Here is a 14,914-nt window from a genome sequence, read left to right as displayed (position 1 = left end):
TCAGCGTGTAGGCACGCCACTGTGAAACTTAAAGTCGTCGTCTTTTGAGCAAATCAGCTGTGCTTCAATTTGGCCAAAATGGGCGACTCGCTCGCTGATATCTTTGCCAGCGATCTGTTCTGCGAGGGTGAGGTAATCTTGGTAATGCCGTGCTTCTGAGCGCAGCAGAGAAACGTAGAACTTGGCAATGTCATCGTCCATGTGAGGAGCGAGCTTTGCAAACCGCTCACAAGATCGTGCCTCAATATACCCTCCGATAATAAGCTTATCGATCAGTGTCTCAGGCTCATGTGTCTTCATGTGTGAGAGCAGACCTTTTGCGTAGCGGCTTGCGGTCACGTTTTCGTATTCAATCCCTCTGGCACGCATGATTTCCAGAACTTGGTAAAAGTGGTGCAACTCTTCTTTAATGAGTAAGACCATTTTATCAATGAGCTCTTGGCTATAAGGCGAGTCTGACTTAGCCATAATGGCTTTAGAAATGTTACTTTTGCCCTTTAGTGTCTCAATGGAGCCAATTCCACGATAGGCAAAATCTTCGTATGGCTTAAACCAATCGAGTAGGGTATGTGAGCTTTCTTTATCCACCGCATATTTACGGATCAAATACATCGCTGATTGCCCAGCTTTCAGCTCACGCAAATCATGGGAATATTGAAACTATCGAAAAACAGACAAAAAACTTACCAGAATGAACTGTTATCAACCTCAATTCTTTAATTAAAACAGGGTGATATAGGTTTTCTGGGAAAGTCAAATTTTGGCAAAAGAGCAATATGCACGACTCGGCCTTTAGAAGAGTCACCGTGCATATTGCTACCTGTTTTGTTGTTTTTTTATGCTATGCAGCCAATTTGGGTGCGCCAGAATGGAAGCGGAATTCTGAATCGTCAGAGGTAATTAATTCGGCTTCAACATTAGCGAAGTGTTCAATACGCTCTGAAATATCTTCACCAGCAATCTGTTCTGCTAGTTCCAAGTAGTCTTGGTAGTGTCGTGCTTCTGAGCGTAGCAATGAGATGTAGAATTTTTGAATTGGCTCATCAAGGAATGGTGCGAGTTTAGCAAATCGTTCACAAGAACGAGCTTCAATGAACGCACCAATAATCAGCTTATCGATAAGCGCTGCTGGTTCAAAGGTGCGGATATGTTTAATCATCCCCTTAGCGTAACGACTTGCTGTTATTGGGCGATACTCCAAACCTTGTTCTTCAATAATTTCTAACACTTGGTAGAAGTGGTGTAGCTCTTCTCGAATCAAGAGAACCATCTTATCAATCATATCCTGTCCGTAGGCACAGCCATCTTTAGGTTTGATTGATTTAGATATGTTGCTCTTGCCTTTCAGAGTTTCAAGGCTGCCAATACCTTTGTAAGCAAAGTGCTCATAAGGCTCAACTAATTGAGTAATTTGCTCTTTACCTTCATCGGTTAAGACATAGCGCTTAAGAAGAAAAACCGCACTCTGCGAAGCTTTCAACTCGCATAGTAAATGATCCCGCAAAATCACGGAAAGGTTCTCTGGCTTACGAGCTTCTTCAATCCAAGAGTCAGGGGTTGAGCATTTTAGGAAGTTATTGATTGGTTCTAATAATTCTTTATACATCTATGATTACGTGTTTTTGTTGAGCTTTGTTTTGAGTTTAACACGATTGAAATTTGGGCTGAATGTTGAAGTGCTAAACTATTATAGCCCTCTACTAACTATCTAATTTACTTAATGTTTGTTTTTAACTAGAATACGCAAGTTACCACTTCGGCAATTCTCCTGCCTACTGACCCAAAGTAGCTTATTACATTGTGTGATGAGGCTACCTGTGGCAAACACAGGTCTTTGTGGAGATTTGCAAATGAGACCTAAAGTTGTTGATGTACGAAAGTACACTCGCTTTCGTCTTGGCAAACTTGAGGTAGTGTGCAAACACCGCCGCTCGTTACCAAGACGCTAAGTTGAATGAATGCCTTAGTGGTAACGTTTATTGTTCCATCATACAGTCATAGTGCTCTCTATCCTGAGTAGCGACAAAGATCCCCTCGAACCGCTCTAAATATGCTTGTGGGTTTATATTGACCATTAAGCCTATATTGGTTGGATCAGAGTGTGAGCCTCTATTGATGTATCTGTAAAAAGCTTTATGACCTTGTTCTGGTTCTTTGTCTGCTAATTCATTAAGTATTCCTGATAGCTTGTCCTTCTTGTGAACGAAGCCAAAGTAGTATTCTGTAATGTTTCTCATAACATTCGGAAGTACAACAGGGTTTGCTTTACCATTCATTACATCTTTTAGGATTTGCCAGAGTGACTGGTAGTCGTTTTTCAATTCATTCCGTGTCATTGGCTCTACGCTAGAGTATTGGTTCTTATTTAGGCGATAAAGAGTGTACTTCTTATCGAATTGCTCTGCGTTGTTTGGGGATAGCTTGATCAGTTCTTGGAAGAAAAATAGGCTATGAGTAAGCACAATCACTTTTTTGAATTTTTGGCCTTTAATGATCTTTGATTGAATCAATGAAGCAATATCATAGATGTAATTTTGAGAAAGGCTTGAAATAGGGTCGTCAATTACAATCAGTTTTTCTTTAGCCGCAATGTCGGTGTCTTTGCTCATACTGCCATTACACTTTTCAATGAAATATAAGAAAGTGATAAGCGTTTTTTCTCCCTCACTTAGAGAACGGAAGACAGGGGTTGTGTTGTCTGAGCTATCTCCTCGACTAAGCATAAAGAAGTTTTTTCGCTCTGTATTCGTGGAAGCCACAATTTGAAAGTTTGTAATACCTAGACTGATCAAGTTCTCATTGATCCTCTCTATTGTGTCGTCAATATTAGAGGTTTTTGAGCGAAGAGAGCTGATTCGATCCGCTACTTTTTTGCCAACACGTCTTATTTTTTCTTGTTGTTTTCTAAGCTTCTGAATCTCTTCTTCTTTTTCATCTAACAGTGTTTTTTCCAAGGAGAATATTGGGGTTGTATGGAACTTAACTGAGTCCCACATACGTGATCTAATGTTTTCTTCACTCTCTTTGAATTGTTTGGCTTTGTCGATAATTGCCTGAACCGATTTGTTGATTCCTTCTGCTAGTGCGAGTAATGGTTTGAACTGTTCTGTACAATCGGCAAGCTTGACTGAAAGGGTTGGGTTCTTAATTTTTGAAACGATCTGGTCTAGGTTACTAGTGTAAGCGTGTTCTAGAAGCTCTATTAGTGGTTCGGCATTGTGTTGGGTAGAGTCGTATATCGAACAATTTGCAAATGCAGACTTAATCGAATCAATGTGTTTCGTTATATTGTCACGGTATGAGCTTTCTACTAGTTCGACTTTTCTCAAAGTAGACTCATATGTTTTATCAAATAGAGCGGCTAATTCTGACCGAAACTCTTCGTCAATAGTTTCTTTCTGACAGAATGGGCATGTAGTCTGTGAGTCGTCTAGGTAGTTATCCTGCCCAACTTTCACCCAACCTAGATTGTCAACTTTGTTAATGAAATCTGTTAGTTGGCTACTTGATGACCCGACAATTGGTTCAAATAACAAAACACTATCCTGCGGAGAAATCTCTAGAATTGGTTCCAGTGATATCTTTGATGGTTGATTTTTATCGAATTGATTTAGTTCTTGATACTCGTGATCTAAGGCTTCAATGGTCTCGTTAGTAACGCCTTTCTGCATTTTTACTTGTTCATAGAATTTGCGTTTAGGGGTTTTGAACGATCTAAGGAAAGGATCAAGTGAGGTCTTTTCAATTATGTACTTTTGTTTGAATACTTCCTCAATGGCTGAGTCGGTTGCTTTTCGTTGAGCACTTTCAGCGGCGTCTATGAGTTTCTTTGTTTCAGTAAAGGCATCTAATAGCTTTTCTCTCAGCTTAGATTTAATGGCAATTTGAGCTTCAAGATCCGCATTATCTTTACTCAGCGTGAAGACACCTTCTTGTACTGAACTATTAACAAAATGATCATCCACAAACTTTTGGTTATAAACGATAGGAGTGTAGTTACCTTCAACACTAATGCTACAACTAGGATATTCGTCAGCTTTATACAAAAAGTTTGAAATTGTTGATTTTCCAGATCCATTCAATCCAAAAATGAAAGTGTTCTGCTTCGTAATGTCTAATGTTTCTGGACTGCTAGGGTGATAACTCGCCACCCCTTTGATAGACAATGTATCTGCCACAATTTTCTTCCTACGCTATTTATATGGAACAACATTACTATGTTTTCTTGTTGTGGACTTTGATCTAGCAGGAAAAACGGTAGGAGGGAGGATTGCAATAAGACTGGTTGAATATGGACTTTTTAATAATATGCACACCTATGCCTTTAGTTCACAAAGCAAATGATCTATCAAGATGGTGGGAAGATTTTCAGGCTTTTTGGCCTCTTCGACCCATTCACTAGGTGTTTCACATTGTAGAAAATGGTTAATGGGGCCAAGCAGATCTTGGTACGCTTCGAGAGATATCATAAATCAGTTTAACTAGTGATGAAAAAAGGCCGCTTTTGCGACCTTTTGTAAAGAGAATCGTAGTGGTAAATCTTACCACTTTTTCTTATCACCGAAGAGTGCATCCATGTCGTTGTTACGCTCTTTTTCTTCCATTTGCTGCAGTTCTACCGCGTTTTTATCTGAACGCTTCTTATCAACCTCATTAAGCATTGTTTCTAGCTTTTCTTTGGCTTGGATTGAGTAAGCATCATTTTTTGTGCTCAGTACATCAATACCTTTACGAAGCAATTGAACCGCGGTGCCTGCTTGACCGCGAGCAATAGAATCATGCGCACGCTTGATGACGTTTTCAATGTTAATGCGAATCTGCATCGTTTCTAATCGAGCATTTTCTTCTACATAAGCTTGGGTATCAAAGCGACCTTTATTGTGCTCGTTACGAATGGTGTCTCTCAGGCGTTTGACAAGTTTCAGCATTACAATCGCTTGCTTATCACTGTTCGGAACTTTAAAGGCTGTGCTTTCACCGCCTTGGTAGTTGTTCTTAAGGTGTTCGATTTGCTGCTTCATTGCTTCGACCCGTTGAGCAAGTTGCTTGCTCTTGGGATCAAGTGCCGCCATATTTTCTAACGCATCAAGAATGCGATTGTTGAGACAAACCAATAAGTCTTTGCTGTAAGGGATATGATGTGCATGTCCGATCAACTCCTCTGTTGCATCTATAACGGCAACATAACGCGCTGACTCCTGTCTTTTCGCGGTTTCTGCCTTTACTTTGTACTGCAACATAACGTTGTAACCAATAACAAGCACAAGTAAAACGGCGACCAGAGCGATGATTAAACCAATATTCATATCTGTTTTGTCTGCTTTATTTATTAACGGCTAACGAGTAAGGATACACGATTCCTTTAATGACATGCACCTATTAATCATATTCTTAGTGATTATTGCTGTTATTTAAAGCTTTAATAATCAAAAGTTGCTAATCCGATTGAAGAATGAGGTATGCATTACAAAAACCATCGTTGATGAGCTCCCCAGTTAAGTAATGGCAGAGAAAACTATCAATTTCACTGTTCATTTTTAACGTTACACGTTATAACTAATAATTATATTTGAGAACTTAGTATGCGCAAGTTCTGCTCAAATGAGTGAGATTTGTTATTAGTAACGGATTACGGGGCCAGTATGAAACTGCAACAACTGAAGTACATTGTTGAAGTCGTTAATCACAATCTAAATGTCTCGGCGACCGCCGAAAGCTTGTATACCTCTCAGCCAGGGATCAGTAAGCAAGTCAGGCTTTTAGAAGATGAGTTAGGCATTCAGATATTTGAACGAAGTGGTAAACACCTCACTCAAGTGACTCGAGCTGGGGAAGATATCGTGCGAATTTCGCAAGAAATTTTAGCTCGAGTTGAGAGTATTAAAGCTGTGGCAGGTGAGCATACTCATCCTGAAATGGGCACACTGAATATTTCTACCACCCATACACAGGCTCGTTATGCTTTACCGGATGTCATTAAAGGATTTGTTAAGCGTTACCCTAAGGTGTCACTGCATATGCACCAAGGGACGCCAAGTCAAATGTCCGAAGCGATTGCAAAAGGCACGGCGAACTTTGCTATTGCGACAGAAGCTCTTCATTTGTACCAAGACGCAATTATGTTGCCTTGTTACCATTGGAATCGTTCGATTGTTGTACCTAAAGAGCATCCATTGGCTAAGAAGGAAAAAGTGACTATTCAAGATTTGGCTTCTTATCCATTAGTGACTTATGTGTTTGGTTTTACAGGTCGATCTGAATTAGACACCGCGTTCAATCGAGTCGGATTAACACCGCGAGTGGTCTTTACGGCAACCGACGCGGATGTTATCAAAACCTATGTACGTATGGGGATTGGGGTGGGTGTGATTGCCAGCATGGCGGTAGATAAAGAGCAGGACAAAGATCTGGTATCGATCGATGCGAGCCACTTGTTTGGTGCAAGTACCACCAGTATCGGCTTCCGCCGAGGTACGTTCCTACGCTCATATATGTTTGATTTTATGGAAAGATTTGCACCTCATTTGACAAGGCCAGTAGTAGAACAGGCGATCTCGTTGAAATCAAATGCTGAGATTGATGAAATGTTTAAAGACATCGTTCTTCCCGTTCGTTAAAGCGCTTTCCTCCACCGCTTCTTCCCCCTAAAATAGCGTCGCAGTTTTAGGGGGATACATGCAAAAACAATTTCAATTGCTCGATGAATGGCTTACTGAGCACCAACGATTCTGGCGTTTTGAACCATTTCATCAAAGTTTGCATGAACAACTTCCTTGGGTCGACACGCATCCTGATATGTGTGCGTGGTTAAACTCACTCTCAGCGCAAGAGTTATCACAATACAAACTCGATCCCACTAGTTTGATTGCAGATCTTGGTAGGTTTATTCCAGATAGCAGAACGGTATTGGCGAACATTGCACTTGCACCACACTCGATAACGACCATTAAACTCGCTGAGCGTTTTGGTGTCGGAATTCCAGGACGAAAACTTAAGCAAATTGAAGCAATGGGCTCTTATAGCCTAACTCGTCACCAAGGGAGCGAATGGCTAGAATGGTGCTCGGGTAAGGGATACCTAGGCCGAGTTCTTTCTTCCCAAACCAGGCAACGCGTGACGAGTTTTGAGTATCAGTTACCCTTGTGCCAAAGTGGTCAATCCGAAGCGGATGCACTGAATCTGCCCATGCATTTTGTTCAAGGTGACGCTCTTGAATGTCAATCTAAACAATACTTTAAGCCCGAACAGCATGCCGTCGCCTTACATGCCTGCGGAGATTTACATGTTCGAATGATGCAGTATGGTTGCGAGAAAGGCGTAGCAGCGATGACGATTGCTCCTTGTTGTTATCACCTCATTCAGAGCGACGCTTACCAAGTATTGTCGAGTGTGGCTAAGCTCTCGACAATACGTCTTAGCCGAAGTGAACTGCGAATTCCATTGCAGCAGACAGTGACTGGTGGAAGCCGGGTTCAGCGACATCGACAATTAGAGATGAATTTTCGTCTTGGTTTGGATTTGCTACTAAGACAAGAGTGTGTTTTTAAAGAGTATGCGCCTGTACCGAGTATTAAAAAGTCACAGCTTTCACTTGGCTTTGAAGCGTTTTGTCGTTGGGCTGCGGAGCTGAAAGAATGGAACTTGCCGCAAGTGAACTTCGATCAGTATGAGGCTGAAGGTGCGAAACGTTTTTGGCGTATGGAAAGGCGAAGCTTGGTACAGCAAATCTTTCAACGTGCAATTGAAATGTGGCTTATTTATGACAAAGCCATGTATCTCCAAGAACAAGGGTATCAAGTATCGCTAAGTGAATTTTGCGATCGAGATATTACTCCGAGAAATATTCTTATTCACGCATCTGACAGAAAGAACACCTAAGAAATGCTTATTTGCTAGTGTTACATATAGACTTTGTTGTTATAACTTAGAACGCATCGTAATAAAAAAGCTCGCATTTATGCGAGCTTTTTACTGAGAGCATTAGAATCTGCAGCTTAGCTAAACATGCGAATGGCTTCTGCTGGATCTACGTATTCTAGGTTAAAGCTTTCTGCAACTTCTTTGCACGTCACTTTACCGTGAATCACATTTAGACCAAGTAAGAAGCCTTTATCTGCTGACAATGCTTCACGATATCCTTTGTTTGCAAGCTTAACAATGTAAGGTAGAGTCGCGTTATTAAGGGCAAAAGTAGAAGTACGAGCGACGGCACCTGGCATATTAGCAACACAGTAGTGTACGACATCGTCAACAATGTAAGTCGGCTCTGCGTGTGTGGTTGCGTGAGAAGTTTCGAAACAACCGCCTTGGTCGATTGCAACGTCAACAACAGCGGCACCTGGCTTCATTTTCGCGATGTGTTCTTTTGTGACCAGTTTTGGTGCTGCTGCGCCTGGGATGAGCACCGCACCGATGACAAGATCGGCTTCTAGAACGTGCTTCTCGATCGCATCTTCTGTAGAATAAACGACTTTAGCGCGGCCTTGGAATTCTTCGTCTAATTTACGAAGCGTATCCACGTTACGGTCAAGGATAGTAACATCAGCACGTAGGCCGACAGCCATACGAGCAGCGTTAGCACCAACGACACCGCCGCCAATAACAACGACTTTTGCTGGTTCAACGCCCGGTACACCACCAAGAAGTAAACCACGGCCACCGTGAGATTTTTCTAGAGTTTGTGCACCAGCTTGGATAGACATACGGCCAGCAACTTCAGACATTGGAGCAAGTAGTGGTAAGCGACCCATATGATCTGTTACAGTCTCATAGGCAATGCAGACAGCTTTGCTCTTGATTAGCTCTTCAGTTTGTGGAAAATCTGGAGCTAGGTGCAAATAAGTAAATAATATTTGCCCCTCTTTGAGCATGGCTCGCTCAACAGCTTGAGGTTCTTTTACCTTTACAATCATTTCTGCTTTCGCGAAGACGTCAGCAGCAGTAGGAAGAATGGATGCGCCTACAGCGATGTAATCATCGTCTGAAAAACCGATGCCTGCACCGGCATTAGTTTCAACAAAAACTTGGTGACCATGTGAGATAAGTTCTCTCACACTGGCTGGGATCATACCAACACGGTATTCGTGGTTCTTGATTTCCTTTGGAACGCCAATAATCATCCTGACTCCTCGTTTTATTCTGGTTGTATTGACTATGTGTAGGGTGTAATGTCGAATTTGTGCCTAGTATAGATGTGATGTGGCAAAATTTGATACTGAATATTAAAAAGTTGTAGTATATTTTTTTGCAAGGAAGTAATAAGGTGGAATAAAAAATGGTAGATAACTACAAAAAGCCGTCCAAGGATCTAGACCGTATCGATCGCAATATTTTGAATGAATTGCAGAAAGATGGTCGAATTTCAAACGTTGAACTCTCTAAGCGCGTGGGGCTTTCTCCAACGCCATGTTTAGAGCGTGTTCGTCGCTTAGAGCGTCAAGGATACATTACGGGTTATACCGCATTGTTAAACCCTCAATACCTAGACGCCTCATTGCTCGTGTTTGTTGAAATTACGTTAAATCGTGGTGCGCCCGATGTATTTGAACAGTTTAATGCCGCGGTTCAAAAACTGGATGATATCCAAGAGTGTCATCTTGTTTCTGGTGATTTCGACTATCTATTAAAAACGCGTGTATCTGATATGGGTGCTTACCGTAAATTGCTCGGTGATACTCTGCTTCGTTTACCAGGTGTAAATGACACTCGAACCTACGTTGTAATGGAAGAAGTGAAGCAAACCAACCAACTTGTGATTAAAACACGTTAAATTCTTGTAAGGAAAGCGGCTTATATCGCTGCTTTCACCTTCCAAGCGTTGGGTTTTTCCTTTCGATATGGTTAAATCGACTTATGAATCCGAGCGGCACAGGCCGCTCGGAATGTTTCAGTTACTGTTGATTCAAGTTGATTTATGTTCAAAGAGAACGCTAAAAAAGTACAAACCATTATTAAAACAAGCGAAGAGGCTCAGTCTTCTCGTCTGAACGGTTTTCAACGTCTCAAAGAGTGCTGCCTTATTCTAGGCGTACTGACTTCTGCTTTCCTTTCAATTGCCCTATTAACCTTTAGCCCAGCGGACCCTTCTTGGTCTCAAACCTCATGGGGTGGAGATATCAGCAATGCCGGTGGACAATTTGGTGCTTGGGTAGCGGATACACTTTTCTTTACATTTGGCCTGTTGGCTTATTTGTTGCCAGTGCTATTGGTGATTGTGACATGGGTCTTTTTCCGAACCAGAGACGAAGATGAACACATTGATCTCATGTTGTGGGGAACGCGTTTACTCGGTTTGGTGATACTTATTTTAACCAGTTGTGGTTTGGCGGACATCAATTTTGACGATATCTGGTATTTTTCTTCTGGTGGTGTGCTTGGTGATGTTCTCAATAGTCTTGCGTTACCCACACTGAACCTACTGGGTACAACGTTGGTGTTGCTGTTTGCTTGGGGGGCGGGTTTTACTCTACTTACTGGCATCTCATGGCTCTCGATTGTCGAATGGATCGGTAGCCTGTTTCTCGATGTTTGTCAGTGGGCGCTGAATCGCCTTCGCGGTGAAAAAACAGAAGTTATCGCCCCTGAATTACAACCGATGGCATTGTCTGACGATGAACCTAAAGCTCAGCCACAAATAGAAGCACAACAAGATGAGATTGTTGAGGAAGAACGTATTCCTGAACCGCTACCAGTGGAGCCTGTGGTTCAAATGCGTAGAGAATACCCGATCCATATGCCACAAACAGTAAGCTACCAAACGGTCTCTGACGAGCTGGATGAACTGGAGAATAACTCCTTTGAGCGAGCGAAAAAGCTTAACGCCACAATTGAAGAGTTAGAGCAAGAAGCGCTGTCGGTGAATGACCTGCCTGATAACACCATGAGTGCAGAGCGTGCACGTTATAATGTTGCCGACATCGCTCAAGTTTCTGCAGAACACTCTCAAACAACACAAGTTGAACATGCACAAGATTTCAGTGTGGATGTTGAAGAGTTTGATCACGTTATCTCACTTTCCGAACTGGATAAGATCTCAGAAGAAATCGATGAGCCTGTCATGGTCGGTTTTGCTGAAGAAGCACCATTGCATCACAATGAGGCGCAGAGAGCCGCAATGGCGTCGTCGGCAGAGCCAATGTTCTCTCACCTAGGAGTAGAACAAACTACTCAACATACTACTCAAGAAGAAATTGTGGACTTGCCTGTTGCTGACAGTGTGGGCGATGTGAATCCAGAAATGGAAGATTATGTGGAAGAGGACGAAGACCAAGATGTGGTCGCTTTCCAAAACATGGTCTCTAAAGCACAGCAAAATATGGCGGCGACGCAGAACCCGTTTTTGATGAAACAAGACACCTCACTGCCGGTGCCGAAAGAGCCGCTACCAACGCTTGAGCTACTTTATCACCCTGAAAAACGTGAGAATTTCATCGATAAAGAAGCGCTAGAACAAGTAGCAAGATTGGTCGAATCTAAACTGGCCGACTACAAGATCACCGCGGAAGTGGTTGGGATCTTCCCAGGACCTGTAATTACCCGTTTTGAACTTGATTTAGCGCCGGGCGTGAAGGTTAGCCGCATCTCGAGCTTATCCATGGACTTAGCACGTTCATTGTCGGCAATGGCTGTACGAGTTGTTGAAGTGATCCCTGGTAAACCATACGTGGGACTCGAGCTGCCAAACATGAGCCGTCAAACGGTTTACCTGTCTGATGTGATTGACAGTCCTCAGTTCCAGAATGCAACGTCACCGACCACGGTGGTTCTAGGGCAAGATATTGCTGGTGAAGCATTGGTCGCAGACTTGGCGAAAATGCCGCACGTGCTGGTGGCGGGTACCACGGGTTCTGGTAAATCTGTTGGGGTAAACGTTATGATTCTTAGCATGCTCTATAAAGCAAGCCCAGAAGATGTGCGTTTTATTATGATCGACCCGAAAATGCTGGAGCTTTCGGTGTACGAAGGCATTCCACACCTATTAGCGGAAGTCGTCACTGACATGAAAGATGCTTCTAATGCATTACGTTGGTGTGTTGGTGAGATGGAGCGTCGTTACAAACTGATGTCTGTGATGGGCGTGCGTAACATTAAAGGTTTTAATGAGAAACTGAAAATGGCGGCAGACGCGGGCCATCCTATTCACGATCCTTTCTGGCAAGAAGGGGATAGCATGGATACGGAGCCACCATTATTAGAAAAACTGCCATATATCGTCGTCGTCGTTGATGAATTTGCGGATCTCATGATGGTGGTCGGCAAAAAAGTGGAAGAGTTGATCGCACGCTTGGCGCAAAAAGCGCGTGCGGCGGGTATCCACTTGATCCTAGCAACACAGCGTCCATCGGTAGATGTCATTACAGGTCTGATCAAAGCGAACATTCCAACACGAGTGGCGTTTACCGTTTCCACCAAAACCGACTCTCGTACCATCCTCGATCAAGGCGGTGCTGAATCGCTATTGGGTATGGGTGACATGCTTTACCTGCCTCCGGGTTCGAGTCACACCATCCGGGTGCATGGTGCCTTTGCCTCTGATGATGACGTGCATGCGGTTGTAAACAACTGGAAAGCGCGTGGTAAACCAAACTACATTGACGAGATCATCAGCGGTGACCAGGGGCCAGAAAGTTTGCTACCTGGCGAACAAATGGAGAGCGATGAAGACCTTGATCCCCTTTTCGATCAAGTGGTTGAACATGTTGTTCAGTCACGTCGTGGTTCGGTTTCTGGTGTTCAGCGCCGTTTCAAAATTGGCTATAACCGTGCGGCGCGTATTGTAGAGCAGTTGGAAGCTCAAGGGATCGTCAGTGCACCGGGCCATAATGGCAACCGAGAAGTGCTGGCTCCTGCACCACCAAGAGAATAATGAACTTTCGTTTAGAAGGAGGAGTCAAAACGTGCAACTCCTTTTAAACCTTAGCCGTAAATAGGTATAAAAATGAAAAAATGGTTAGTTGTATTTTTCCTTAGCGCGTCAGCATTGGCAAATCCACAGCAAGAGCTTAATCAGAGATTAGGCATGAATGATGGCTTTAGCGCAAACTTCAACCAAACGGTGACAAGCCCAGAGGGTGAAGTCGTGATGGAAGGGGAAGGCAGCGTTGATATTGCCAGACCAAGCCTGTTTCGCTGGAGTACCTCTTTACCGGATGAAAACCTGTTGGTTTCGGATGGAAAAACCTTATGGTATTACAGCCCATTTATTGAACAGGTAAGCATTTACTGGCAAGAACAAGCTGTACAACAAACACCGTTTGTTTTACTCACTCGTAATCAGTCCAGTGATTGGGAAAACTATCAAATCACGCAAGATGGTAATGTGTTCACTCTCGTGCCGAAAGCGGCAGACTCTACCCAGGGGCAGTTCCAAATTGATATTGATGCAAAAGGGATTGTGCATGGTTTTAATGTCATTGAACAAGATGGGCAAAAAGGCATCTTCAAGTTTACGGAGATGAAGCTAGGAAAGCCTGCAGCTGCCCGCTTCACCTTTAACATCCCTGAAGGGGTTGAAGTGGATGACCAAAGGAACTAATCGCCAGTGTCAAATTACACCTTAGATTTTTCAGGGGACGAAGATTTTCGTCCCCTTGCTGCTCGTATGAGACCGGAAACGATCGAACAGTACATCGGTCAGCAGCATATTTTAGGCCCTGGTAAGCCATTACGTCGCGCGCTAGAGGCCGGCCACATTCATTCAATGATTTTGTGGGGGCCTCCAGGTACAGGCAAGACAACATTAGCGGAAGTAGCCGCAAACTACGCCAACGCGGAAGTTGAACGCGTCTCTGCGGTCACGTCCGGCGTGAAAGAAATTCGTGCCGCAATTGAAAAAGCACGCGAGAACAAAATGGCGGGTCGTCGCACCATCTTGTTTGTGGATGAGGTACATCGCTTTAATAAATCACAGCAAGATGCCTTCTTACCGCACATTGAAGATGGAACAGTGACTTTTATCGGCGCGACCACAGAAAATCCATCGTTTGAACTGAACAACGCATTATTGTCACGTGCTCGTGTGTATAAGCTTACGTCACTCAACAAAGAAGAAATCTCACTGGCATTAAACCAAGCGATCAACGATAAACAACGTGGTCTGGGTAATACACCAGCACACTTTGCTGATAATGTCTTGGATCGTCTGGCTGAGCTCGTCAATGGTGATGCGCGAATGTCTCTTAACTATCTTGAGCTGCTGTATGACATGGCAGAAGACAATGCTCAGGGTGAAAAAGAGATCACGCTAAAGCTATTGGCGGAAGTGGCGGGGGAGAAGGTCTCTCGTTTTGATAATAAAGGCGATATTTGGTACGACTTAATCTCTGCCGTGCACAAATCCATTCGCGGCTCAAACCCGGACGCTGCGCTTTATTGGTCGGCGAGAATGATCGCTGCCGGTTGTGATCCACTCTATATCGCGCGACGTTTGCTGGCCATTGCCTCTGAAGATGTGGGCAATGCGGATCCGAGGGCAATGCAAGTGGCACTTTCCGCGTGGGATTGCTTTACCCGTGTTGGACCCGCAGAAGGCGAACGCGCAATTGCACAGGCGATCGTTTACCTTGCGTGCGCGCCGAAAAGTAACGCGGTCTACACCGCTTGGAAGCAAGCGCTGTCGGATGCACATAATCTTCCTGAATTTGAAGTGCCTTTCCATTTGCGTAATGCACCGACCGGATTGATGAAAGATCTCGGTTATGGAGAAGGTTATCGATACGCTCATGATGAACCAGGGGCCTACGCCGCAGGCGAACAATATTTGCCTGCTGAAATTGCTGATCGCAAGTACTATCAGCCAACAAATCGAGGCTTAGAGAGCAAAATCGCTGAAAAGTTAGATTACTTGGCTAATTTAGACGCAAATAGCCCACAAAAGCGCTATGAAAAGTAGGCATTTTTGGATACATTTGTTCGG

Annotated in this window: 10 protein-coding genes and 2 pseudogenes; 6 read left to right on the top strand and 6 right to left on the bottom strand. The window is 43.6% G+C overall.

The window, feature by feature from the left end:
• From miaE (PQQ36_RS11195) to PQQ36_RS11175, 5 genes and pseudogenes are all read right to left on the bottom strand, one after another.
• Positions 1 to 648: pseudogene (gene miaE, locus PQQ36_RS11195) on the bottom strand (tRNA isopentenyl-2-thiomethyl-A-37 hydroxylase MiaE); the annotation flags it as partial.
• A 193-nt stretch (positions 649 to 841) separates the two neighbouring features.
• On the bottom strand, positions 842 to 1,606 hold the full coding sequence (gene miaE / locus PQQ36_RS11190; RefSeq protein WP_039553304.1) for a tRNA isopentenyl-2-thiomethyl-A-37 hydroxylase MiaE: 765 nt from the start codon (positions 1,604 to 1,606) through the stop codon (positions 842 to 844).
• A 370-nt stretch (positions 1,607 to 1,976) separates the two neighbouring features.
• Positions 1,977 to 4,178: an AAA family ATPase gene (locus PQQ36_RS11185; RefSeq protein WP_130194689.1), complete on the bottom strand. Its 2,202-nt coding sequence runs from the start codon at positions 4,176 to 4,178 to the stop codon at positions 1,977 to 1,979.
• 141 nt (positions 4,179 to 4,319) lie between these two features.
• Positions 4,320 to 4,469: pseudogene (gene miaE / locus PQQ36_RS11180) on the bottom strand (tRNA isopentenyl-2-thiomethyl-A-37 hydroxylase MiaE); the annotation flags it as partial.
• A 72-nt stretch (positions 4,470 to 4,541) separates the two neighbouring features.
• Positions 4,542 to 5,306 (bottom strand): hypothetical protein, encoded by a 765-nt coding sequence (locus PQQ36_RS11175; protein WP_013572040.1) that lies wholly within the window; start codon positions 5,304 to 5,306, stop codon positions 4,542 to 4,544.
• Positions 5,307 to 5,642: 336 nt separating this feature from the next.
• Here PQQ36_RS11175 and cysB point away from each other — a divergent pair, with 336 nt between their 5' ends.
• Together cysB and PQQ36_RS11165 are read left to right on the top strand one after the other, a co-directional pair.
• Positions 5,643 to 6,617 carry an HTH-type transcriptional regulator CysB gene (gene cysB, locus PQQ36_RS11170; protein WP_011080770.1) on the top strand — a complete coding sequence of 325 codons (975 nt, stop codon included), beginning with the start codon at positions 5,643 to 5,645 and terminating at the stop codon, positions 6,615 to 6,617.
• A 58-nt stretch (positions 6,618 to 6,675) separates the two neighbouring features.
• Positions 6,676 to 7,878: a methyltransferase gene (locus tag PQQ36_RS11165; protein WP_273661213.1), complete on the top strand. Its 1,203-nt coding sequence runs from the start codon at positions 6,676 to 6,678 to the stop codon at positions 7,876 to 7,878.
• Positions 7,879 to 7,994: 116 nt separating this feature from the next.
• Here PQQ36_RS11165 and ald read toward each other — a convergent pair whose 3' ends face one another.
• On the bottom strand, positions 7,995 to 9,119 hold the full coding sequence (gene ald, locus PQQ36_RS11160; RefSeq protein WP_011080768.1) for an alanine dehydrogenase: 1,125 nt from the start codon (positions 9,117 to 9,119) through the stop codon (positions 7,995 to 7,997).
• Between the two features lie 155 nt (positions 9,120 to 9,274).
• Between ald and lrp the strand changes: the two genes are divergently transcribed.
• From lrp to PQQ36_RS11140, 4 genes are all read left to right on the top strand, one after another.
• Complete coding sequence (gene lrp, locus PQQ36_RS11155; protein WP_011080767.1) at positions 9,275 to 9,769, top strand: leucine-responsive transcriptional regulator Lrp; 495 nt, start codon at positions 9,275 to 9,277, stop codon at positions 9,767 to 9,769.
• Between the two features lie 144 nt (positions 9,770 to 9,913).
• Complete coding sequence (locus PQQ36_RS11150; protein ID WP_273661210.1) at positions 9,914 to 12,865, top strand: DNA translocase FtsK; 2,952 nt, start codon at positions 9,914 to 9,916, stop codon at positions 12,863 to 12,865.
• Positions 12,866 to 12,937: 72 nt separating this feature from the next.
• Complete coding sequence (lolA, locus tag PQQ36_RS11145) at positions 12,938 to 13,534, top strand: outer membrane lipoprotein chaperone LolA (RefSeq protein ID WP_176301207.1); 597 nt, start codon at positions 12,938 to 12,940, stop codon at positions 13,532 to 13,534.
• 6 nt (positions 13,535 to 13,540) lie between these two features.
• Positions 13,541 to 14,890 (top strand): replication-associated recombination protein A, encoded by a 1,350-nt coding sequence (locus PQQ36_RS11140; RefSeq protein WP_047109176.1) that lies wholly within the window; start codon positions 13,541 to 13,543, stop codon positions 14,888 to 14,890.
• Positions 14,891 to 14,914 lie beyond the last annotated feature (24 nt).

It is taken from the genome of Vibrio sp. CCUG 15886, from assembly GCF_028570825.1.
GTDB classification, from domain to species: domain Bacteria; phylum Pseudomonadota; class Gammaproteobacteria; order Enterobacterales; family Vibrionaceae; genus Vibrio; species Vibrio vulnificus_B.
Note: the sequence above shows the minus strand (reverse complement) of the source record. Positions and strands in the feature narration are given on the sequence as shown.

What these genes read in the sequence shown, in the direction of transcription:
- miaE (WP_039553304.1), bottom strand. Translation starts at nt 1,606, where the DNA reads ATGTATAAAGAATTATTAGAACCAATCAATAACTTCCTAAAATGCTCA.
- lrp (WP_011080767.1), top strand. Translation starts at nt 9,275, where the DNA reads ATGGTAGATAACTACAAAAAGCCGTCCAAGGATCTAGACCGTATCGAT.
- PQQ36_RS11150 (WP_273661210.1), top strand. Translation starts at nt 9,914, where the DNA reads ATGTTCAAAGAGAACGCTAAAAAAGTACAAACCATTATTAAAACAAGC.
- cysB (WP_011080770.1), top strand. Translation starts at nt 5,643, where the DNA reads ATGAAACTGCAACAACTGAAGTACATTGTTGAAGTCGTTAATCACAAT.
- lolA (WP_176301207.1), top strand. Translation starts at nt 12,938, where the DNA reads ATGAAAAAATGGTTAGTTGTATTTTTCCTTAGCGCGTCAGCATTGGCA.
- PQQ36_RS11175 (WP_013572040.1), bottom strand. Translation starts at nt 5,306, where the DNA reads ATGAATATTGGTTTAATCATCGCTCTGGTCGCCGTTTTACTTGTGCTT.
- ald (WP_011080768.1), bottom strand. Translation starts at nt 9,119, where the DNA reads ATGATTATTGGCGTTCCAAAGGAAATCAAGAACCACGAATACCGTGTT.
- PQQ36_RS11165 (WP_273661213.1), top strand. Translation starts at nt 6,676, where the DNA reads ATGCAAAAACAATTTCAATTGCTCGATGAATGGCTTACTGAGCACCAA.